At 68.2% G+C, this 19,689-nt stretch carries 17 protein-coding genes and 1 riboswitch; of the genes, 9 read left to right on the forward strand and 8 right to left on the reverse strand.

Annotated elements, in window-relative coordinates; all coding sequences use genetic code 11:
* Window positions 1-5: 5 nt before the first annotated feature.
* The 5 genes from tsaB to metE form a co-directional block, all read right to left on the reverse strand.
* Complete coding sequence (gene tsaB, locus ACGGCP_RS00950) at window positions 6-644, reverse strand: tRNA (adenosine(37)-N6)-threonylcarbamoyltransferase complex dimerization subunit type 1 TsaB (protein ID WP_392959233.1); 639 nt, start codon at window positions 642-644, stop codon at window positions 6-8.
* Window positions 641-1,117 carry a tRNA (adenosine(37)-N6)-threonylcarbamoyltransferase complex ATPase subunit type 1 TsaE gene (gene tsaE, locus ACGGCP_RS00955; protein WP_392959235.1) on the reverse strand — a complete coding sequence of 159 codons (477 nt, stop codon included), beginning with the start codon at window positions 1,115-1,117 and terminating at the stop codon, window positions 641-643. The genes tsaB and tsaE overlap by 4 nt, the downstream gene beginning before the upstream one ends.
* Window positions 1,118-1,170: 53 nt before the next feature.
* Window positions 1,171-2,370: an alpha/beta fold hydrolase gene (locus ACGGCP_RS00960; protein ID WP_392959238.1), complete on the reverse strand. Its 1,200-nt coding sequence runs from the start codon at window positions 2,368-2,370 to the stop codon at window positions 1,171-1,173.
* An 84-nt stretch (window positions 2,371-2,454) separates the two neighbouring features.
* Entirely contained in the window at window positions 2,455-3,639 is a 1,185-nt protein-coding gene (gene alr / locus ACGGCP_RS00965; protein ID WP_392959241.1) for an alanine racemase, read from the reverse strand.
* A gap of 75 nt (window positions 3,640-3,714) precedes the next feature.
* Complete coding sequence (gene metE, locus ACGGCP_RS00970) at window positions 3,715-5,934, reverse strand: 5-methyltetrahydropteroyltriglutamate--homocysteine S-methyltransferase (protein WP_392959244.1); 2,220 nt, start codon at window positions 5,932-5,934, stop codon at window positions 3,715-3,717.
* 40 nt (window positions 5,935-5,974) lie between these two features.
* Window positions 5,975-6,183: riboswitch (cobalamin riboswitch) on the reverse strand.
* Between the two features lie 79 nt (window positions 6,184-6,262).
* Between metE and ACGGCP_RS00975 the strand changes: the two genes are divergently transcribed.
* The 9 genes from ACGGCP_RS00975 (at window position 6,263) to ACGGCP_RS01015 (ending at window position 15,485) form a co-directional block, all read left to right on the forward strand.
* Complete coding sequence (locus tag ACGGCP_RS00975) at window positions 6,263-7,003, forward strand: SDR family NAD(P)-dependent oxidoreductase (protein ID WP_392959247.1); 741 nt, start codon at window positions 6,263-6,265, stop codon at window positions 7,001-7,003.
* A gap of 60 nt (window positions 7,004-7,063) precedes the next feature.
* A complete protein-coding gene (locus ACGGCP_RS00980; protein WP_392959249.1) occupies window positions 7,064-7,618 on the forward strand; it encodes a hypothetical protein in 555 nt (184 codons plus the stop codon).
* Between the two features lie 125 nt (window positions 7,619-7,743).
* On the forward strand, window positions 7,744-8,496 hold the full coding sequence (locus ACGGCP_RS00985; protein ID WP_392959251.1) for an SDR family oxidoreductase: 753 nt from the start codon (window positions 7,744-7,746) through the stop codon (window positions 8,494-8,496).
* A 299-nt stretch (window positions 8,497-8,795) separates the two neighbouring features.
* On the forward strand, window positions 8,796-9,206 hold the full coding sequence (locus tag ACGGCP_RS00990; RefSeq protein WP_392959253.1) for a hypothetical protein: 411 nt from the start codon (window positions 8,796-8,798) through the stop codon (window positions 9,204-9,206).
* 5 nt (window positions 9,207-9,211) lie between these two features.
* On the forward strand, window positions 9,212-10,894 hold the full coding sequence (locus ACGGCP_RS00995; RefSeq protein WP_392960408.1) for an alpha/beta hydrolase: 1,683 nt from the start codon (window positions 9,212-9,214) through the stop codon (window positions 10,892-10,894).
* A 77-nt stretch (window positions 10,895-10,971) separates the two neighbouring features.
* On the forward strand, window positions 10,972-11,583 hold the full coding sequence (locus tag ACGGCP_RS01000) for a hypothetical protein (RefSeq protein WP_392959255.1): 612 nt from the start codon (window positions 10,972-10,974) through the stop codon (window positions 11,581-11,583).
* Window positions 11,584-11,865: 282 nt separating this feature from the next.
* Window positions 11,866-13,350 (forward strand): hypothetical protein, encoded by a 1,485-nt coding sequence (locus ACGGCP_RS01005; protein WP_392959257.1) that lies wholly within the window; start codon window positions 11,866-11,868, stop codon window positions 13,348-13,350.
* Window positions 13,347-13,730 carry a hypothetical protein gene (locus tag ACGGCP_RS01010; protein ID WP_392959259.1) on the forward strand — a complete coding sequence of 128 codons (384 nt, stop codon included), beginning with the start codon at window positions 13,347-13,349 and terminating at the stop codon, window positions 13,728-13,730. The genes ACGGCP_RS01005 and ACGGCP_RS01010 overlap by 4 nt, the downstream gene beginning before the upstream one ends.
* 216 nt (window positions 13,731-13,946) lie before the next feature.
* Window positions 13,947-15,485 (forward strand): cellulase family glycosylhydrolase, encoded by a 1,539-nt coding sequence (locus tag ACGGCP_RS01015; RefSeq protein ID WP_392959261.1) that lies wholly within the window; start codon window positions 13,947-13,949, stop codon window positions 15,483-15,485.
* Between the two features lie 68 nt (window positions 15,486-15,553).
* Here the strand turns inward: ACGGCP_RS01015 and ACGGCP_RS01020 are convergent, their stop codons facing one another.
* The 3 genes from ACGGCP_RS01020 to ACGGCP_RS01030 form a co-directional block, all read right to left on the reverse strand.
* Entirely contained in the window at window positions 15,554-18,064 is a 2,511-nt protein-coding gene (locus tag ACGGCP_RS01020) for a S8 family serine peptidase (RefSeq protein ID WP_392959263.1), read from the reverse strand.
* A gap of 748 nt (window positions 18,065-18,812) precedes the next feature.
* On the reverse strand, window positions 18,813-19,175 hold the full coding sequence (gene crcB, locus ACGGCP_RS01025) for a fluoride efflux transporter CrcB (protein ID WP_392959265.1): 363 nt from the start codon (window positions 19,173-19,175) through the stop codon (window positions 18,813-18,815).
* A complete protein-coding gene (locus tag ACGGCP_RS01030) occupies window positions 19,172-19,612 on the reverse strand; it encodes a fluoride efflux transporter FluC (protein ID WP_392959268.1) in 441 nt (146 codons plus the stop codon). Before ACGGCP_RS01030 ends, crcB begins: the two co-directional genes overlap by 4 nt.
* Window positions 19,613-19,689 lie beyond the last annotated feature (77 nt).

Consider the following 19,689-nt stretch of genomic DNA (forward strand, 5'->3'; position numbering starts at 1 on the left):
AAACGCTAGCTCGCGGCGGGCTGGGCGTCCGGGCGGCGCAGGTACAGCGGCGTCAACTGCTCTGACGGGGCGCCCGCGAGCAGGCGCGGAGCGGCGAGCTCGACGAGTTTCACCAGGTCAGGGTAGATCGGGGTGGCCTCGGCGTCCATCGGCAGCTGCTCGGCGTACAGGCTCGCGCCCTCGCCGATCGCGTAGTCGGCCTTGGTGTCGGGGAGCTCCGCGGGCTTGCACACCTGCGGTTCGCCTTCGCGCACACCGTCTTCGTAGACGGCCCAGTAGATCTCCTTGCGGCGCGCGTCCGTCGCCGCGAGGGCCCGGCCGCGAGTGTTCGCGCCGATGCCGTCGAGGGAACAGACGCCGTAGACGGGGATGCCCGCGCCGTCGGCGAACGCCGCGGCGGTGACCATGCCCACGCGCAGTCCCGTGAACGGTCCCGGTCCGATCCCGGAGACGACCGCGTCGACGTCCTTGACGGTGCGGCCCGCGTCGGCCAGGCACCCTTCGATGAACGGCGCCAGCTTCTCCACGTGCCCGCGCGCGTTCACTTCACGGCGGAACGAAGTCAGGAACAGCTCGTCGTCGTCGAGGTCGACGAGCGCGGCCTGCACTGCGGCCGTAGACGTGTCGAGTGCGAGGACCCTCATGCGGCCGCACCCACCGGGGACTCCAGCGAAGCCAGGCGCTCGGCCCAGTCGCCGCCGCGCCCGTGGAGGACGACCTCGCGCACCTCGTCGGCGCGCCGCTCGATCGCGATCTCCAGGTGCGACTCGGCGAGCCGCTCGGCCAGGCCCGCGCCCCACTCCACCACGGTCACCGCCGCTTCCACGTCGGTGTCGAGGTCGAGGTCGTCGAGCTCGTCGAGGGTCTCCAGCCGGTACGCGTCGACGTGCACCAGCGGCACACCCGCCGCACCAGCGCGGTGCGAGCGCGCGATCACGAACGTGGGGCTGGTGATCCGCCCCTCAACGCCGAGACCGGCGCCGACGCCCTGCGTCAGCGCCGTCTTCCCGGCCCCGAGCGGGCCGGTGAGGATCACGAGGTCGCCCGCGCGGAGGACCGCGGCCAGGCGCAGCCCGAACTCGTGGGTGTCCGCGGCCGTCTGGAGCTGGAGCCTCACGTTTCACTCTCCAAGTGCGTATCGGTGGGCCGGCCTCTCGGCGCGGCGCCCGGTCAGGGTTCGAGACGGTGCCCGTGGTGGCGGGAGAACGGCGACCACCTGCGCTGCCGTCCCGCGTCGCGCGCGAACGGCGGCGCCGCCGGGGCGGCGGACACGGCGGAACCCCTGCCGATCTCAGCCACGACTTTGTCGATCATCTCCAACAACAGTTGTGAGATCTCACCAGGGTACTCCAGCTGCGGTGAGTGGGCCGCCTCGGCTATGAGCGCGAATCGCGACCCCCCGAGCGCCGCCGCCAGCCGCCTGGAGTGCTCCGGCGGCGTCAGCAGGTCCTCGTCGCCGACGACCACCAGCGCCGGAAGCCCCTCGAACAGCGGCAACACCGCCGTCTCGTCGTGATCGAGGATAGCTCGCGCGTAACCGACGATGGTCTGCAGCGAAGTCCGCCGGTTCATCCGCTCCACCAGCGTGACCAGCGACGCGGGCGGGTCGACGTGCCCGAACGCGGCCTTGCGCGTCAGCAGCCACCCCAGGTCGCCCGCGAGCAGCCGCGACCGCTCGATCAGATCCGGCGTCCACCCCGCGACCTGCTGCAGCATCGGCAGCACGGTGCGCCGCAGCCGCTGCAGCGACCGCATCGGCTTCGTCGCCACCTTGTCCAGGCCCGCCGAAGTGGAGGAGAGGAACGCCACGCCCTTCACGCGCTCCCGGAAGTCCGCCTCGTATGTGCGGGCGTACACCTGGATCGTCATGCCGCCCATGGAATGCCCGACGAGCACCAGCGGGCCCCGCGGGGCCACCGCCGCCAGGACGTCGTGCAGCACCTCGGCGAGGTCCGCTATTCCGTACTCTGTACGAGGAAGCGGGCCCGAGCGGCCGTGCCCCGGCTGGTCGTACAGCACCGCCCGCAGCGACACCCCCGCCCGCTCCGCCTCGACGACCGCCTTCCGCTGGAAGTAGAACGTCGCCATGTCCTGCATATAGCCGTGCACGAACACCACGGTCAGATCCGCGTCCTCAGGACCGGCCGTCTCCACGTGGATCGGCACCCCGTGCGAATCGACCGTGAACACCGAACGCTGCGGCGGCAGCTCGAACGGCTCATGCGCGTACGGATCGTTCGACGCCGCCCGCGTCCGCCTCGCCAGATACCGCGGCACCCCCCACGCCAGCGCGGCGCCGACCGCCACACCGCCGGTCACGCCCCCGGCCACGGCCAGCCCGCGCAACCGGCGCGACTGCTTCTCACTCATGCGGCCTCGCAATGCTCTCGAACACCAAGCCCCCGGACATTCTGCCCGCAAACGCCGCAACGCGGTAGACGCGGCGTTCAGTACTCAGGCCCCGCGCGGAACCACGCCCCGGTTCCACAGGCGCGGCACCCGCGACCCGATCGCCGTCAGCACGTCGTTCGGGATCGTCCCCGCCCACGCCGACCAGTCGTCCGCGTCCGGATGCTGCTCGCCCGCGCCGATGAGGACCACCGGCTCACCCGGCCTCACCGCGTCGTCGCCGCAGTCGACCATGAACTGGTCCATGCAGATCCGGCCCAAAACCCGGCGGCGCTTGCCCGCCAGGTACACCTCCGCCTTGCCCGAGGCCGCCCGCGGCACGCCGTCCGCGTACCCGAGCGGCACGAGCGCCACGTTCGCGTCCCGCTCCAAGTGCACCGTGTGCCCGTACGAGATGCCCGTACCGGCGGGCAGGCGCTTCACCGACATGACGACCGACCGCACCTCGATCACCGGCCGCAGGTCGACCGCGAACTGCGGCACCGGGTTGTACCCGTACAACGCGATCCCCGGACGCACCATGTCGTACCTGGTCTCCGGGTCCGAGATGAGCGCCGCCGAGTTCGCCAGGTGTCGCACCTCCGGCTCCAGGCCCGACGCGGCCACCGTGCCGAGGAACCGCTCGAACGCGGCCTTCTGCTCGATATTCGCCGGGTGACCGATCTCGTCGGCGCACGCCATGTGGCTCCACGCGCCGACGACGACGACCGAACCCGCGGCCTGGTGCTTCGCCGCCGCTTCGGCGACGAACGCCCACTCGGGCTCGACCACGCCGCCTCGCGACATGCCCGTATCGCCCTTGAGGTGGATCCGCGCCGGACGCCCGGCCTTGTCGGCCGCCGCGGCGACCGCGTCGAGCTGCGCCATCGACGACACCCCGAGCTCGATCCCCGCGCCGACCACCTCGGCCAGGCCCGGCTGGTCCGGGGCGAAGAAGAACGCCATCACCGTGGTGTCCGCGAGGTCCGGCAGGCGCTTGAGCTGCCATGCCTCCCTGAGGGTCACGACCCCGAGGCTCGCCGCCCCGGCCTCGACCGAGACCCGCCCGGCCGGGACCATGCCGTGCCCGTACGCGTCGGCCTTGACCATCGCCATCATCGGCACCCCGGCGATCGCACCGAGGGTCTCGATGTTGTGCGCGAGCCGTCGCCAGTCGGCGCTGGCCTTGGCCAGGCCCGACATGGTGCCGAACTCCGGTTCGGCCAGGACGCGGTAGTTGTCTATCGCCACATATGCAAGGGTACGTGCCCGCCGCGCCCGGCCCCCGACAGCGCCGGAGCCGGGTCGCGGCGGGCACGTCCCGTTCTAGACGAGCTGCTCGCGGACCGACTTGGCGGCGGCGACCAGGCCTTCGAGCGACGGGCGGACTTCCTCATACCGGCGGGTCTTCAGGCCGCAGTCCGGGTTCGCCCACACGCGCTCGGGGCCGAGCGCGGCCACGGCCAGGCGCAGCGCCTCGGCCATGTCCTCGGGCTTCGGGACGCGCGGGGAGTGGATGTCCCACACGCCCGGTCCGACCGCGCTGCGGTAGTTCGCGCGGTCGAGGTCGGCGAGGACCTCCATCTTGGAGCGGGACGCCTCGATCGAGGTCACGTCGGCGTCGAGCGCCGCGATCGCGTCGATGACCTCGCCGAACTCTGAGTAGCACAGGTGCGTGTGGATCGAGGTCTCCGGCCGCACGCCCGAGGTGGCGACGCGGAACGAGCGGGTCGCCCAGTCCCGGTACGCCGCACGGGAAGCGGCGCGCACGGGCAGCAGCTCGCGCAGCGCGGGCTCGTCGACCTGGATGATCGCGGTCCCGGCCGCTTCGAGGTCGGCGACCTCGTCGCGCAGTGCGAGCGCGACCTGGTCGGCGGTGTCGGCGAGCGGCTGGTCGTCGCGCACGAACGACCACGCGAGGATCGTCACCGGCCCGGTGAGCATGCCCTTGACCGGCTTCTCGGTGAGCGACTGCGCGTACGAGGTCCACTCGACGGTCATCGGCGCCTGGCGAGTGACGTCGGCGTAGAGCACCGGCGGGCGCACGCAGCGCGAACCGTAGGACTGCACCCAGCCCGCGGCGGTGGTCGCGAAGCCGTGCAGCTGCTCGGCGAAGTACTGCACCATGTCGTTGCGCTCGGGCTCGCCGTGCACCAAGACATCAAGGCCGAGCTTCTCCTGCTCCGCGATCACCGACGCGACCTCGGCCTTCATGCGGGCCTTGTAGTCGGCGTCGATCATGAGCCCGCGGCGGTGCGCGGCGCGGGCGTTGCGCAGCTCGGCGGTCTGCGGGAACGACCCGATGGTGGTCGTCGGCAGCGGCGGCAGGGGGACGCGTTCGGCTTGGGCCGCTTGCCGGTCGGCGTAGGGCACGCGGCGGTCGGCGTCCGCGCCGAGCGCGGCCAGGCGCTCGCGCACGGCCTCGTCGCGCCAGGCGTCCGGGGTCGCCGGACGGGCCTCGCGGGAGCCTGCCGGGTCGGCGATGGCCTTGATCTCCTGGAGTTTCTGTCGGGCGAACGAAAGCCGCTCGAACAGGGCCGAGGGAAGCTCGGTCTCGGCGTCCAAGTCCACCGGGACGTGCAGCAGCGAGGATGACGAGGAGACCCCGACGCGGTCGCTGATGGCCTGCAGCCGTGCGAGGTCGGCCGCGCCGTTGGCAAGGTCGGCGCGCCAGATGTTGCGGCCGTCGACCACTCCGGCCAGGAAAAATGTTTCACGTGAAACATCCAGTGCCTCAAGTGCATCGAGGTCACTGCGGCCTCGCACGAGGTCCAGCGCGACACCTTCCACACCGGCATCGAGGAGCACCGGAAGCGACTCGCCGAACGGCCCGTAACCGCCCGCGATGAGGATCTGGGTGTCGGCGCTCAAACGCCGGTAGGTGTCGGAGACAGCGGCCAGCTCAGCCTCGGTGCGATCGCCGCAGAGCGCGGGCTCGTCGAGCTGGACGAGATCCGCCCCCGCGTCCCGAAGGGCCGCAAGCAGCTCCGCATAGACCGCGACGAGGTCGCCGAGCCGGTCGAACGGTGCGAAGCCGTCCGGTGCGTCCTCGCTCGCCTTGGCCAGCAGGAGGAACGAGACGGGGCCGAGGAGCACCGGCCGGGCGTCGAGTCCGCGCTCCTTCGCCTCCAGGAACTCGGCGACGGCCTTGGCGGGCTTGGCCGCGAACGCGGTCGCAGGCCCGATCTCGGGGACCAGGTAGTGGTAGTTCGTGTCGAACCACTTGGTCATCTCGAGCGGCACGGCGGCCTCGTCCCCGCGCGCGGCGGCGAAGTACGAGGCCAGCTCGGTGTCGCGGTGGTGGCGCGGCGCGAGCGCGTCGACGGCGCAGATCGTGTCGAGCACATGGTCGTAGTAGGAGAAGGTGCCGGTCGGGACCGCGTCGAGCACCGAGAGGTCGTCGAGCATCCCGGAGCGGACGGCCGCCGCGGCGGCCTCCAGCCCGGCGGCGTCGAGCCTGCCCGACCAGTGGCCTTCGAGCGCGCGCTTGAGCTCGCGGTTCGGGCCGATACGCGGATATCCGAGCACGGTGGAAATCGTCTTCATGTGTCAGTTCCCTCGAACTTGCGACAACGGGACCGCGCGCGGTCGCGCGCGGTACGCGGGCAGGTATTCGGACTCGAGGGCCTGCCGTCTCCGGCTCCTAATTCCCGCCGCTTCCCAGGGTTCCGGGCCCAGTGCTTATGGCGGGTTTCGTTCCCTCTCACCGCTGCGGGGCAGTCCTGGATTCCCACCAGGTTCCCTCTTAGCCGGAGCGGTTCGCACCGCGCCGGAACCAGCGTCGGAACCGATGGTACGACCGCTGACCGGCCCGGGCCCCCGACGAGGCCGCAGAGTGGGACGAGGGCTCCGCGAATGGGTAGGCTCGGGCCCCATGAGCACCAAACCTGTAGCAGTAGTCACGGGAGCGAGCAGCGGCATCGGAGCGGCCACCGCGAAGGCCCTCGCCAAAGCCGGGTTCGACGTGATCCTGGGCGCGCGCCGGGCCGACAAGCTCGCCGAGGTCGCCGCCGAGTGCGGCGGGACCGCGCTGCCGCTGGACGTCACCGACGAGGACTCGGTGGCCGCCTTCGCCGCCGTCGTCTCCCGCTGCGACCTGCTCGTGAACAACGCGGGCGGCGCGCTCGGCCTCGACTCGATCGCCACGGCCGACCTCGAACTGTGGCAGCAGATGTACGACGTGAACGTGCTCGGCACCATCCGCGTCACCAAGGCGCTCTTGCCGAAGCTCGTCGCCTCCGGCAACGGCCAGGTCGTCGTCATCGGCTCGATCGCGGCCCACCAGCCCTACCCGGGTGGCGGCGGCTACAACGCCGCGAAGCACGCCGAGGCCGCGGTGACCCGCGTCCTGCGCCTCGAACTGATCGGCCAGCCCGTTCGCGTCTGCGAGATCGACCCCGGCATGGTCGAGACCGAGTTCAGCCTGGTCCGCTTCGAAGGCGACCAGGCCCGCGCCGACGCCGTCTACGCGAACATGACGCCCCTGACCGCCGACGACATCGCCGACACGATCAGTTGGGTCGCAACCCGACCCGCCCACGTCAACGTCGACCAGATCACGATCATGCCCCGAGACCAAACCGGAGCCCAACAAGTCCACCGCCGCGAGAGCTAAGCGGCGCAAACATATCGGCCCGGCGGTAATCCGCCGGGCCGATGCGTTGAATGGAGAGTCATGCCGAACACCCCTTATCGAGTCAGCCGTTCGATTTCGAGCTTGGAGTCCGCGATCCCCGCGATGGTGAAGTTCCGCGCGGCCGAGCCGCGTGAGGTGCGTTGGGACCTACTGCGCGAAGAGCTGGGGGTAGAGCTTCCCTCTGACTTCCGCGCTCTGGCGGAGGCTTACCCGGCACTCGTTCTGGAGGATTTTCTTATTCTTCATCTGCCCCATCCTGGTGAGGAGTCGCGTTTCGTCACGGACCATCGACGAGCCGCAGTGATCCTTGATGATTGGCGCAGAGAAGGCTACGCCGCAGATTATGTGCCGTTTCCGGAGCCCGGCGGTCTGCTGCTCTGGGGGTCGTCAGACGTAGGCGACTACTTCTTCTGGCGAACCTGGTCGGAATCCCCTGACGACTGGTCGATCGTGGTCTCGGGAGAAAACGGTGACTGGTCGGAGTACCACGTCGGTGTCGTGGATTTCCTTGCCTCGCTTTACAGCGATGATCTCGGCCTATGGGGGATGCCAGAGGGCTTCCCGACGAATGACCCTGAGGTGGCTACCTTCTAAGCGTCGAGGTCATGGGCTTCTAGAGGGTGTTGCTGTGGCAGAACTCCCTCGTAGCCCCGAACAGCGCCTCTCGAAGCGAACGGTTCATTACGCTGTCCCGATTTCCCTCGAGAAAGGGCGAGTCGTTGGGGCAGCTAGCAGGCAAGACGGTGCTCATCACCGGCGCGTCCAGGGGCATCGGGGCGGCCACTGCCCGGCTCCTCGCTGACGAGGGCGCGCACCTCCTGGTCAACTACAGGGACAAGGCGAAGCGAGCCGAGAAGGTCGTCGCCGACGTCGAGGAGCGGGGGGCCACGGGCACGGCGGTCCAAGCCGACATCACCGACGCCGCGCAGGTCGACGCCATGCTCGCGGGCGTCGAACGCCTCGACGTACTCGTACTCAACGCCTCCGGCGGCCTCGAGAAGGACGTCGACGCCGACTACGCGCTCCGCCTCAACCGCGACGCCCAAGTGGACCTCGCGACCAAGGCACTCACGTACATGCCGCGCGGCGGTCGCATCGTCTACGTGACCAGCCACCAGGCGCACTTCTACGGCACCTACGAAGAGACACTTGCGGTCTACGCACCCGTCGCGCGCTCCAAGCACGCCGGTGGCGAGGCCCTCCAAGCGCTTGTCCCGACCTTCGCAGAGCACGGCGTCGACTTCGTGACCGTCTCCGGCGACATGATCGAAGGCACCATCACCGCGACCCTCCTCGAACGGGCCCAACCGGGCGCCATCGAACACCGCCGCGAGGCTGCAGGCAGCCTCCTCACCGTCGAAGAGTTCGCCGCCCACGTAGCCGATGCCGCCACCGCCGACCTCGAAACCGGCGCAGTAATCCTCGCCGGCGGCCCCGGCCAGTGGGGCGACCAGGTCACCCGCAACCAATAAGCGCAACAAGCGACTCGAACTGGCGGAGGATCGCTAGGCCGTGCAAGGGATCCGGCTGGTCGCCGCGGCAGGGCGACCAGTTCCGGCATGGCTCACATAGCAATGCCAGCCGCGTGATCTCGACATCCGAGCCGTGTACCCCATGTGACTCTCCAGTTCGATACAGTCACCGTGAATCCCAAACCCCACCTAACTCCACGGAGACGACAAATGGCGCTACCCCCGTGCCCCCGACTGCTCTCTTGCGCGGTTCCCGAAGCATTGGTCCATGCGCGGGTCGTCGTGCGAGGCGGGCAGCGGTGAGCAGCGGCTTCAATCTCGACCCTGAAGCGGTCGACAAGGTTGCGACGGACTTGTTCGCATTGTCTGAGGATCTTCACGGATCCATGAAGAAAGTCACAGATTGCGCTGGAGCCTTGGGCGGCGCGGTCGATACCGCCGAGTTCACTGGCGTAGTCGAAGTGCTTGAGGCCGTGAGTAAATGGAGCGATGAGCTCATACCTGAACACCGGTTCGAGCTTGAAGAGTTCGCTGGCTATCTGGTAGTCGCGGTCAGGGAAACGGTTGACCTGGACGGCTATGTCGCCTCGGCATTCGATGCGTATGCGGACGAGTTCCCCCGCACCGAGGGTGTCCCAGCCCCTGAGCTTCCCGCCCCCGACCCAGCCGACGCGGTGCCTTCACTGCACGGTCCCGACATCGCGGTGTGAAGCTGATGCCGATCTCATATCAAGCACTCGTTGCCGCAGACCTCAACGTGCTGCAGGCAGTCAGCGAAGCTTGGCTCCAGGCCTCGAAGGAACTCGAAGACCATCTCGCAACGCTCGACGACTACCGCACCGGCGACCTCAAGGAGGACAACTGGGACGGTGACTCCGCCGAAGCAGGCCGCAGTCGAATCAAGGAGTTCGTAACTGACCTTGATGAACGTGCGGCCCAAGCTCGCCGCGTGGCCGCCGCAATCGAGGACGCTTGTTCCGTCTTCCTCGCGAGCCAGAACGGCTTGACCATGCTGGCAGGGATGATCGACAAAGAGCAAGCCAGTCTCAGCGCTGACGGCTCGGTCGTACCTGACACGGCGAAAGGCACAGCCGCAGTCGAGTACGCCTCCGGAATACAGTCGCAGATCCAGGCGCTCCTAGATGATGCGACCGCGGCCGATGAAGCGTTGAAGGCCGCTGTAGCCCTGTATGCGGAGACCCTCAGCGCCGTGGAGGAAGCTGCACTTGACCAGCTCGCGACCGAAGAGGTCGGGGCGTTGCAGAGCCTTATCGACGATGGCGCCTCTCCTGAGGAGATCAACGAGTGGTGGAGCTCCTTGAGTGGTGAGGAGCAGATCGCCATGCTGGAGAATCATCCTGATCTGCTGGGCGGCCTAGACGGTGTCCCCACCGACACCCGCGACTATGCGAACAGGGAGTTGCTGGAAGCGGAACTCGACCGTTTCAGCCCAACGCTTGACGAGGATATTGCCGAGCTGCAAGCTGAGATCGATCAGTTCAACGACGGCGCGAGATTCCTCAATAGTTCGTACGACGCGCTGACCGATGAACTCGAGCGGCTCGAAGCAGAACGGGACCGTCGCGACGGACTGACAAGCCTGCAGGAGGCGATCACGGAACCGGCCTCCACCGGTCAGGATTACTATCTGCTGGGCTTTGACTCCGCTGGTGACGGCAAAGCGATCGTCTCTGTCGGCAACCCCGACACGGCAGACAATACCGCCGTATACGTTCCGGGAACAGGAGGCGACTTGAACGGCGCAAGCGGCGGCCTGCTGAATCGTGCTGAGACGATGGCGCTTGACGCCAACGACATTCCAGGAAGCGGGGAAACCGCAGTAGTGATGTGGCTGGGCTACGATGCCCCCGATAATCCGATTCTGAATTCTCCCAGCATGTCTTACGCCGAGGATGCCTCCGCCCCGTTGTCATCGTTCATGAGCGGCCTTGAATCCACCAATGCCGATCCCGATGGCACGAATACGACCGTTGTGGGACATTCCTACGGGACGACGGTCATCGGTCAGTCCGCTAGCGAACATGGTCTTGCAACCGACAACATCGTTGCCCTGGCGAGCCCCGGTATGGTCGTGGAGAACGCCAGCGAACTCGGCATCGACCCCGATAACTTCTACGCGACTGTCGCACCCCTGGACATGATCAATCTCGCTGCGGAGACCAGTGCGCTGGGAGCTGACCCGACCGACAGCGGTGTCAACGTCGATCTAGGAGCCGGGGCGTTCGTGGACTGGCATGGTTTTGGGGGGAACACCTTCAACAGCGACAATATGGATGGCGATCCAGTCGACGTCCACAGTAATTACTGGGACGAGAACAACCCTGCGAGGAAGAATATGGCGCTCATCTTCACTGGTAACGGAAGTGAGGTCTCGTGACTTTCCGTTCCCTCTCCAGGGCCTTTTCGGTCGTGACTGTCGCCTTGACCGCTGTGATACTCGGAGGATGCTCCAACATGTCGTCAGACCTGCCTGAGCTTGATTTCAACCTTGACGAGGCCTTCCTGCGGATGGACGAGGCCGTTGCCGAGACGATTGCCGGGCTACCCGACTTTCCCGGCTTTCACGAACGTCGCACCCTGCAGTTGGAGTGTGCGGAGGAAGGCCGTGAATCCTACGAGATCAGCTATACGCTCCCTGAGGAGACGATCGGAACCGAACAAGTGACGGTGGACTACTTTGCGGTTCTCAAGGACCACTGGGCCTCGATCGGATGGGACGTCCACGGCGAACAAGACGACGCGGACGGCAATATCGCGGACCTGCAGGCCACGCGCCCGGACGGTGTGAACGTCTGGTATTCCAACATGCTGGGGCAGATCGTCATCCACTCACAGGTCGCGTGCGTCAGTGCTGAAGGCAGCGCGGTCTGCGGGCCGCCACTCGGCGGGGTTCTGCCAGAAAACGATCACCACAAGCACTGCGAGCTCCGCGCCCCAGAGGAATCAGAGAGCACTGAGGCGATTGATCCGTTCGGAAACGGTCAGGCGGTCCTGCGGCCGTTCGACGTTTCAGGGCGAGAAACTCGGCGGTTCGACTCGCCTGGCTCATATGACGGGATGATCTGACAGGCGCTGCGGCAGGAGCGTGAACGAGGTGAGGGCCGAGTCCGAACGGGCTCGGCCCTAACGCGTGGGTACAGCAGGAGACCGCTGGGGAGGGTGGGGGCTTCTAGACGCTTTTGCACACGAGGGTGTGTCGCGCTTGCAGATGCGCGAAAAGCTGTGTCAGCCTGAACTCACGTGCGAATCGCACGTTGGAGAACCAAGTGAATATCCAGTCGGTGGGCCGCCCCATTGCCGCAAAACATCGTGGCGGCCCACCTTCCAACCAAGGAAGGCGAGCCTCCCATGGCGCACTCCACCCTACGCGAAAACAGGCGTAGCGCAACTCATCAACTCACGGCTGTCCGGAACCAGGCTCGTGCCATGGTCCTGGTCCAAGAGCCGTTCTACCAGCATGATCACCTCGGCCCAGGCGCGCCACTGCGCGAGATCGCCGGTTCGGGCGAGCAGGCCGGGTACTACGACTGGGCGGGGCGGCGGCTGTTCCTCGCCGACGGCGAACCCGACCCGATGTGCCCCGGCGCGTACCGGTACCAGCACAACCCCGACTGCTGCGACCTCGAAGCGCCGGACTCGGATCCGCGGAGCCCGCGGTACGAGCCGATGCACCTGCGCCACAAGCCGGGTGACACGTGGATCATCGACAACAACCGGCCGCACGACCCTTACGACCCGGGCCCGTTCGGGTCGCCCGGCTGGTACAAGGACGAGCGGACGGGGCGTCACCGGAGGGATGAGACGCCTGACCCGCTCCCGGCCGAGGGCTGGGTGCAGCCGAAGGGAGCATGGTTCCCGGGCACGGCCGATTGGCCCGAACCCGCAGCGCCGCAAGACGACCAGGAACGAGCTGCGGAGGATGGCAGTGGCGAGCGGGGCGGGTCCGATCGGCCGCCGCCGTGGGGCTCGCGCGGACGGCCGGTGCCGTCTGAGCCTGACGAACCTGAAACGCCGCAAGGATCCTGGCGAGCGCGGGCGGGACGGCAGAGCCCAAGCCCGGATGCCGACGCTCGCTCGGCGCGACGTCCCTGGGACCGTGGCGAATCGGACGGCGGTGGTCCGGGCGATACGGGCTGGATCAGCGGATACGGCGGCTGCCAGACAGGGACCGCAGGCACCGCTGAGGGCGAGTACCGGTTTTCGAAACTCCGTGAGGACGCCTTCGACCGCTTCATGGTCCAGTCCGCGCAGCTGAGGGCCGCGCACTTCCAGCCTGACAAGCCCTACCTGCGAGAGCGCGTCGCCTGGGGACTGCGGTGGCTGTTGTGGGTGTTCGCGCTCGGGCTCGTTTCGATGCCTGCCCCGCTGTACCCGGGCCGAGTTCGGAGCGATTCAGCTGCGGTGCAAGCGATTCCGACGCAGATGCAAGCCGAGTCGCGGGCGCGCGCAGCTGAGCCCGGCGCAGGTCTGGTCGCCCGGTCGGGGCTCCGGTCCCGAGCCGAATCCGCGGGCACGACCCGGGCACGAAGGGACGGTCGATCGGTGACCGAGCCGCCGCGTCCTTCCGTGCCTGATCCCGGACCGGGCCCCGTGAAGGTTCCCGTGAAGGTTCCCGAACCCGCGTACCGGCCCGGTGCGGCGATCGCTGCCGCAGTCGGCGGTGCCCGTGCCGCCCGCAAGGTCATCGCCGCCCGCGAGTCCCGCACCGAGCACGACCTTGCCAGGGCCGTCCGCAACAGCGCGGCGAGGCGTCCGTCGCCGCGTCCCTACATGGCCACCTGGGAACACGCCTTCGACGCCAACGCCACCTTCATCCTCGGCGGTGCGGCGTGATCCCCGACCGGTACACCACCCGCCGCATCCGCGCCCGCTACATCAAGGCGCTCAACGCCATTCCGCTCCCCGTTCGCCGGACCGATCCGCCCGACACCGCCCTGCCGATCGACCTGGCCGGGCTTCCCGTCCTCGCCACCGAAACCGTCGATGAGCGGATCGTGCGGTTCTCCCTGGTAGTCGGCCAGCCCCGCTTCCGCCTGACCTTCGAGGGCATCGACCCGGACCTCGTCGGCCACGTCGTCAACCTCGAGACCGCCAACCCGAGACTTGTCATCGCTGAGCCCTTCCACACCGACTGGGCTCTGTCGAACGAGCAGGCTCTCACCGAACATGCCGCCCGGGTGTGGGGCGCGATCACCAGGTCCTGCGGTCGCTGACGAAGGGGCTTACCTCGTGTGCGGCCGGGCTCAGCCCGGCCGCACACCCCCGTTCTCCTGGAGCGATCCTGAGGATTTTATTGACATTTCTAGATGTTTTGATGGATCATAGTTTCTCTAGTTGATCCAACAAACTGATTACCTGGGGGTTCGCCGGTGGGGACAAGAACAGGAAGATTCAGGGCCGTATTCGCGGCTGTCGCGTTGGCGGTCGGGGTGACCGTCACCGGCCTCGCGAGCCCGGCACAGGCCGACACGATGACGCAGCGGAACGCCACGCAGATCATCGCCGACATGGGCGCGGGCTGGAACCTCGGCAACAGCCTGGAGGCCAACAGCAACGGCGTCCCGAGCGAGACCGCCTGGAACAACCCCACGGTGACGCAGGCGCTGATCGACAGCGTGCAGGCGGCTGGATTCGACACGATCCGGATCCCGGTATCCTATCTGAACCACATCGGATCCGGCCCGAACTACACGATCAATGCGAACTGGCTCAACAGGATCCAGCAGGTCGTCGACTACGCGTACGACCGGGGCATGCACGTCGTGATCAACATGCACGGCGACGGCTACAAGAGCGTCGGCGGCGCGTGGCTCATCTGCGACGCGGCCGACCAGACCACGATCAGGGCCAAGTACAAGAGCGCCTGGCAGCAGATCGCGACGCGGTTCCGCGACTACGACCAGCGCCTGATCCTGGAGTCGATGAACGAGAACTTCGACGGCCAGTACGGCGCCCCGACGCAGCCTTGCTACTCGAACATCAACGCCTACAACCAGATCTTCGTCGACACGGTGCGCCAGACCGGTGGGAACAACGGTTCGCGCTGGCTGCTCGTGCCCGGCTGGAACACGAACATCGACTACACCACGGGGAACTACGGCTTCGTGATCCCGAGCGACAACTACAGGAGCTCGGTCGTTCCCAGTAGCGAGAAGCGCATCATGATCTCCGTTCACTACTACTCGCCGTGGGACTTCGCGGGCGAGGAGAACGGCAACATCACGCAGTGGGGCCCCAACGCCACCAACCCGTCGAAGACATCGACCTGGGGGCAGGAGGACTACATGGACGCGCAGCTGAAGCTGACCTACGACGCGTTCGTCTCCAAGGGGTACCCGGTCGTCGTCGGCGAGTACGGGGCGATCGACAAGACCTCGTACGACTCGGCGAACAACCAGTACCGCCAGGACTTCGCACGCATGCTGGTCGCGACCGCCAAGAAGTACGGGGCCGCGACGATCTACTGGGACAACGGATTCAACGGGCAATACGGGTTCGGGCTGTTCAACCGGAGCACGAACCAGGTGACCCAGCCGGGTCTGATCAACGCCATCATGAGCGGCCTCGGTTCCGGGCAGCCGACCGGCACGGTCGCGATCGTCGGCGTCGGTTCGAACCGGTGCGTGGACGTGCCCAACAGCCCGGCGGCGAACGGGACGCAGGCCCAGCTGTGGGACTGCAACGGCGGTGGCAACCAGCAGTTCACTCGCACTTCGGCGGGTGAGCTGAAGGTGGGCAACAAGTGTCTCGAAGCGGCCGGCTGGGGCACGGCCAATGGCACCAAGGCGGCGGTCTGGGACTGCACCGGCGGCGCGAACCAGCGCTGGAACGTCAACGCCAACGGCACCATCAGCAACGCCCACAACGGGTTGTGCCTGGACGCGAACGCCAGGGGGACCGCCAACGGCACCCAGATCATCCTCTGGAGCTGCGGCACGGCCAGCAACCAGCTCTGGACCATCCGATAGGTAGACCCGCTGGAAACGACATGGGCGGCACCGCGATGCGGTGCCGCCCATGTCCGTGTCGGCGCTATTTACTCGGTGAGGGTGAACGCTGGCGAGTCCCAGTGCTCCCAGTGGTCCGGGTTCGACTCGTCGCCCAGGGCCTTGAGGACCTTCACGTGAAGCGTCCACTCGCCCGGCTTGAAAGCTGCGGGCCGCTGTTCGGCGAGGTCTTCAAGGTGGATGCCCATGGCATCGTTCGGTCCGGGCGAGCGCTGAAGGTACTGCTCGCGTTCCCATGCGACGACTTCGCCGGTGGCGGTGTTCTCGGCGCTGACCTCCATCGCGGACACCTGGTGGCCGAGGAAGACGAGCGCGGCGAGGCTGGGGCCTTCGGCGAGGCTGAAGGTCTCGCCCTCTTCGAGGTCCCGGTAGTCGAACTGGTGCGTCTCCGGGTCCTGCCCGACGATGGCCGCCAGGCGCGGGAACTCGGGGTGTTCGAGAACGGGAATCGCCAGGTAGTCGCCCTGGTAGCCGGAGTAGGCGGCGGTCAGCGACTCGCCGCCGTCGCCGGTCGGGCGGGCCGTGATGCGGCCGCCGAAGACGCTGCCCTCGGGGAGGTCGGCGCTCGGCGTCACTGTGACCTGCACTGTCGCCGTCTGGCCCGGGTACAGGTCGAGGGTCTTCGGCGCGAAGGTCACTTCCGGTTCGGCCGCGACGAAGCCAGGTGCGCGGTCGTCGCCCGTGGTCGCGATCGTGGACCGATGGGTGAGCTCGTACGTGCGCGTTTCGGTGTCGTGCGATTTGAGCTGGAGCTCGAAAGTGCGCGGAGCCGTGCCGTCGCCGGTGTTCACGCCCGTCGGGAAGAGGCATGCCTCCGCGTCGAGGGCGTCGATCACGTCGATGACGCCGGTCCCCTGCCGGTGCGCCGCTTCGAGCTCGCCGAGGTCCGGGTTCTCGCCCCAGGTAACGGGCTTGGCGGAGTTGGCGAGCCGAGTGCGGACGTCGCGCGGTCCCAGGTTCGGCTCGGCGTTGAGCAGGAGCGCGGCCGCTCCGGCCACGTGCGGGGACGACATCGAAGTGCCGGAAAGGGACTCGTACGAGCCGTCCGCGACGGGCACCGTGGACCAGATGCCGCCGCCGGGAGCCGTGACGTCCGGTTTGAACGCGAGGTCCGGCGCGGGACCGTAAGCGGTGAAGGAGGACGCGAAGCCGCCGCGCGGGAGGTCGACCAGGACGGTCTCGCCCGTGAACTCCAAGGTCGGGGCCTTGCCGATGGCGGCGAGGTCGTGCAGGTCCTCGCCGTCGGCGTCGGTGAGGGCGAGCGCCGGGACGGGGCCGTCCTCGATGCCGCTGCCGCCGAAGGGACCCGAGCGGTCGTTGTAGATGACGACCGCCGTCGCGCCCTCAGCGACCGCTCGCGCGTACTTCTCCTTGAACGTGCAGGTTCCTCGGATGATGAGCGCGGTCTTCCCGGCGACATCGCCTTCGGAGGGGTCGTCGGCGCAGGCGCGGCCGAGCCACACGAGCGGGTCGGTCGTGCCGGTCGGCTCGGCGCTGTCGTCGATGGTGCGGTAGCCGACGCTGCGGTCCAGGGCCGGGACGAACGCGGCGTCCATGCGCTGCTTCGGGTTGTCGGTCGAGGCCACGGCGATCACGTCGGAGCCGAGGCTCGGCGCGGAACCGGAGTAGACCCCGGCCTCACCGTCGTTGCCCATCGACGCGACGACGGTGACGCCTTCTTCGACGAGCTTGTCGGCGGCGACGGCGGTCGGGTAGCCGGGCCACTGGAATGACTGCCCGAGCGAGAGGTTCACGACGTCCATGCCGTCCACGAGCGCCGCTTCGAGCGCCTGCATGATGACCTCGGAGCTTGTGGAACCGTTGCAGCCGAACACCTTGTAGGCCCCGAATTCGACGTCGGGCGCGACGCCGGTGACCTGGCCGTCCGCGCCCACGATGCCCGCGACGTGCGTGCCGTGGCCGCCGCAGTCCGCCGGGTCGGCGTCGGGGGCGGGCTCGGAGTGCTCGGGGTCGTCGGAGTCGAAGTCGTCGCCGACGAAGTCGGTGCCGTACGCGACCCGGCAGCCGGAGCCGAAACAGCCGCCGAGGTCGGGGTGGGTGTAGTCGATGCCGGTGTCGATGACGCCGACCTTGACGCCCTCGCCGGTGATGCCGCGCTCGTGCGCGTCGGCGGCACGGGTCGTCTGGATCGCCTGGGCCAGTTCGGGTTGCGGACCGTCGTCGGTGGTCGTGGCGGGACCCATGAGGAGGACATCGGACCAGACGTCCTCGACGAGGTCGAGGCGTTCGAGGCGGCGGGCGGTCGCCGGGTCGGTCTCGACTGAAACGCCGTTCCAGACACGCGAGAAGTCATGGCGCACTTCGTAGTCGAGGCCACGGGCCGCGGCGTCCAGGGCCGAGGCGCCCGCGCCCTCGGTGAGTTCGACGAGCCAGACCTGCGCGGCGCCCTCGTCCGGGTTCGCTTGCGCCGCAGGGGCCGAGGAGGCCAGGAGCGGCAGGGCCACGGCGGCAGCGACGAACGCAGCCGGGCGGCGGGAGCGGGCGGATCGGAGGCGCGCGTACACGCGGGAGCCAGGCATCAGGGGTCCCCTTCGAGTCGCGCCAGCCGGGCCCGGGGGATCCCGGGCCCGACCGGCAGCTTTGGCAGGACCTCGATCGTCGGGCATGGGCGTGCTGGAAGCGCGCATTTGGCGGCGGCGCGTGTCGGGATCGGAGGGAAGGGCCGGATATAGAGGGGGAAGGGTGGGTCGGGAGGTGGGGCCGACCAGCAAGGGGTGGAGCAGGAGGTGCGGACGGCCGGCAAGGGGTCGGTCAGCATGGGGCGGGTCGGGAGGTTCGGCTGACCCGCAAGGGGCGGAGCGGGAGGGCGGCTGACCAGTAAGGAGCCGGTCGGGAGGTTCGGACGACTAATAAAGCGGCGGAGCGGGAGGCGGGCTGCGTGCGCGCGGGGTGGTGGGCGCTTGGCTCGCGTGTGTTGTCGGGCGCATCGGCTGGGTGCCGGTGCGCCCGCGTGCTTCCTCGCGAGGTGTCCTGGCAGGAGCCGCGCGGGAGTGCACTCCCGCGCGGTCTTCGGGGGCGGCCCCCGGGGTTCCCACATCGCCGCCAGTCCTGCCAGGACCAGGTCTCCGCTCCGCACTTCCACCACCACCGGCGGAACGACCGTTTTTTATCTATCAACAATCACATGTCCGGCAACGCCTGCCAAGAACTATTTTTCTGCCTGTGGATAACTCTGCGAGCCAGCCTGTGGATAACTTTGCGAGGAGTTTTCGGTGGTCGGCTAATGGGGAGGTGGGTGAAGGCGAAGCCGCTGGTGCGGTGCGACGGTCAGCCGGTCACGAGGCGGGCGAGGGCGAAGCCGAGTAGGCCGGCGCCCAGGCCGCCTGCGAGGTTTGCGGCCACGTTCCAGAGGGCGTGGTGCCAGCGGCCGTCCTCGACGAGGCGGAGTGTTTCGTAGGAGAGCGTCGAGTATGTGGTGAGCGCCCCGCAGAAGCCTGTCACGAGCAGTGCCGACCACGTCGGATCGGCGATCGCGACCACCAGGAACACCGCGAGGCCTGAGCCGAACACGTTCACTACCAACGTGCCCCACGGCAGATACCGGCCCGCGTAGTGCGCGACCACGAGGTCGGTGAGGAATCGCGCCGGAGCGCCGACCGCCGCTCCCACGGCGACGAGGAGCAGGGTCATGAGCGGCCCCGCACCAGCAGCCGCCGCGTCGCGTACATCCCGAAAGCCGCCGCGAACAGCGCCGCCGCCATCGTGGCGAACGCGAACACCACAGCGAGCGCGGTGGCCCCGGCGTTCGCCGCCTGGCCGATGTCGACGATGTACGCCGAGAATGTGGTGAAGCCGCCGAGGATCCCCACGCCGACGAACGGCCGGATCCGGTTCAGGCCCGGCGCGACCTCGGTGATGGTGACCATGAGGATGCCGATGAGCAGGCCGCCCACCGTGTTCGCGATGAACGTCGCTACGTCGAACTCGCCAGGATGGAAGGGGAAGGCCACGTTGAGGCCGTATCTCGCGACCGCCCCGATCGCGCCGCCCGCCGACACCGCGAGCAGGGCGGGCACGGAGACGCCGCGAAGCATGGAGCGCAGCGGCGGACGCGGATTCTCGGGCACTCCCCGAATCTAGTCGCAGGTCGGGGCTTTATTCCCACGCGCGGCCGCGTATGCGGTCCCTCACGGACCCTTGCGCC

Source organism: Glycomyces sp. NPDC048151 (assembly GCF_043202775.1).
Classification (GTDB): domain Bacteria; phylum Actinomycetota; class Actinomycetes; order Mycobacteriales; family Micromonosporaceae; genus Glycomyces.

What these genes read in the sequence shown, in the direction of transcription:
- ACGGCP_RS00995 (WP_392960408.1), top strand. Translation starts at nt 9,212, where the DNA reads ATGCCGATCTCATATCAAGCACTCGTTGCCGCAGACCTCAACGTGCTG.
- ACGGCP_RS01000 (WP_392959255.1), top strand. Translation starts at nt 10,972, where the DNA reads ATGTCGTCAGACCTGCCTGAGCTTGATTTCAACCTTGACGAGGCCTTC.
- ACGGCP_RS00980 (WP_392959249.1), top strand. Translation starts at nt 7,064, where the DNA reads ATGCCGAACACCCCTTATCGAGTCAGCCGTTCGATTTCGAGCTTGGAG.
- crcB (WP_392959265.1), bottom strand. Translation starts at nt 19,175, where the DNA reads ATGACCCTGCTCCTCGTCGCCGTGGGAGCGGCGGTCGGCGCTCCGGCG.
- ACGGCP_RS01020 (WP_392959263.1), bottom strand. Translation starts at nt 18,064, where the DNA reads ATGCCTGGCTCCCGCGTGTACGCGCGCCTCCGATCCGCCCGCTCCCGC.
- ACGGCP_RS00960 (WP_392959238.1), bottom strand. Translation starts at nt 2,370, where the DNA reads ATGAGTGAGAAGCAGTCGCGCCGGTTGCGCGGGCTGGCCGTGGCCGGG.
- tsaB (WP_392959233.1), bottom strand. Translation starts at nt 644, where the DNA reads ATGAGGGTCCTCGCACTCGACACGTCTACGGCCGCAGTGCAGGCCGCG.
- metE (WP_392959244.1), bottom strand. Translation starts at nt 5,934, where the DNA reads ATGAAGACGATTTCCACCGTGCTCGGATATCCGCGTATCGGCCCGAAC.
- ACGGCP_RS00975 (WP_392959247.1), top strand. Translation starts at nt 6,263, where the DNA reads ATGAGCACCAAACCTGTAGCAGTAGTCACGGGAGCGAGCAGCGGCATC.
- ACGGCP_RS01005 (WP_392959257.1), top strand. Translation starts at nt 11,866, where the DNA reads ATGGCGCACTCCACCCTACGCGAAAACAGGCGTAGCGCAACTCATCAA.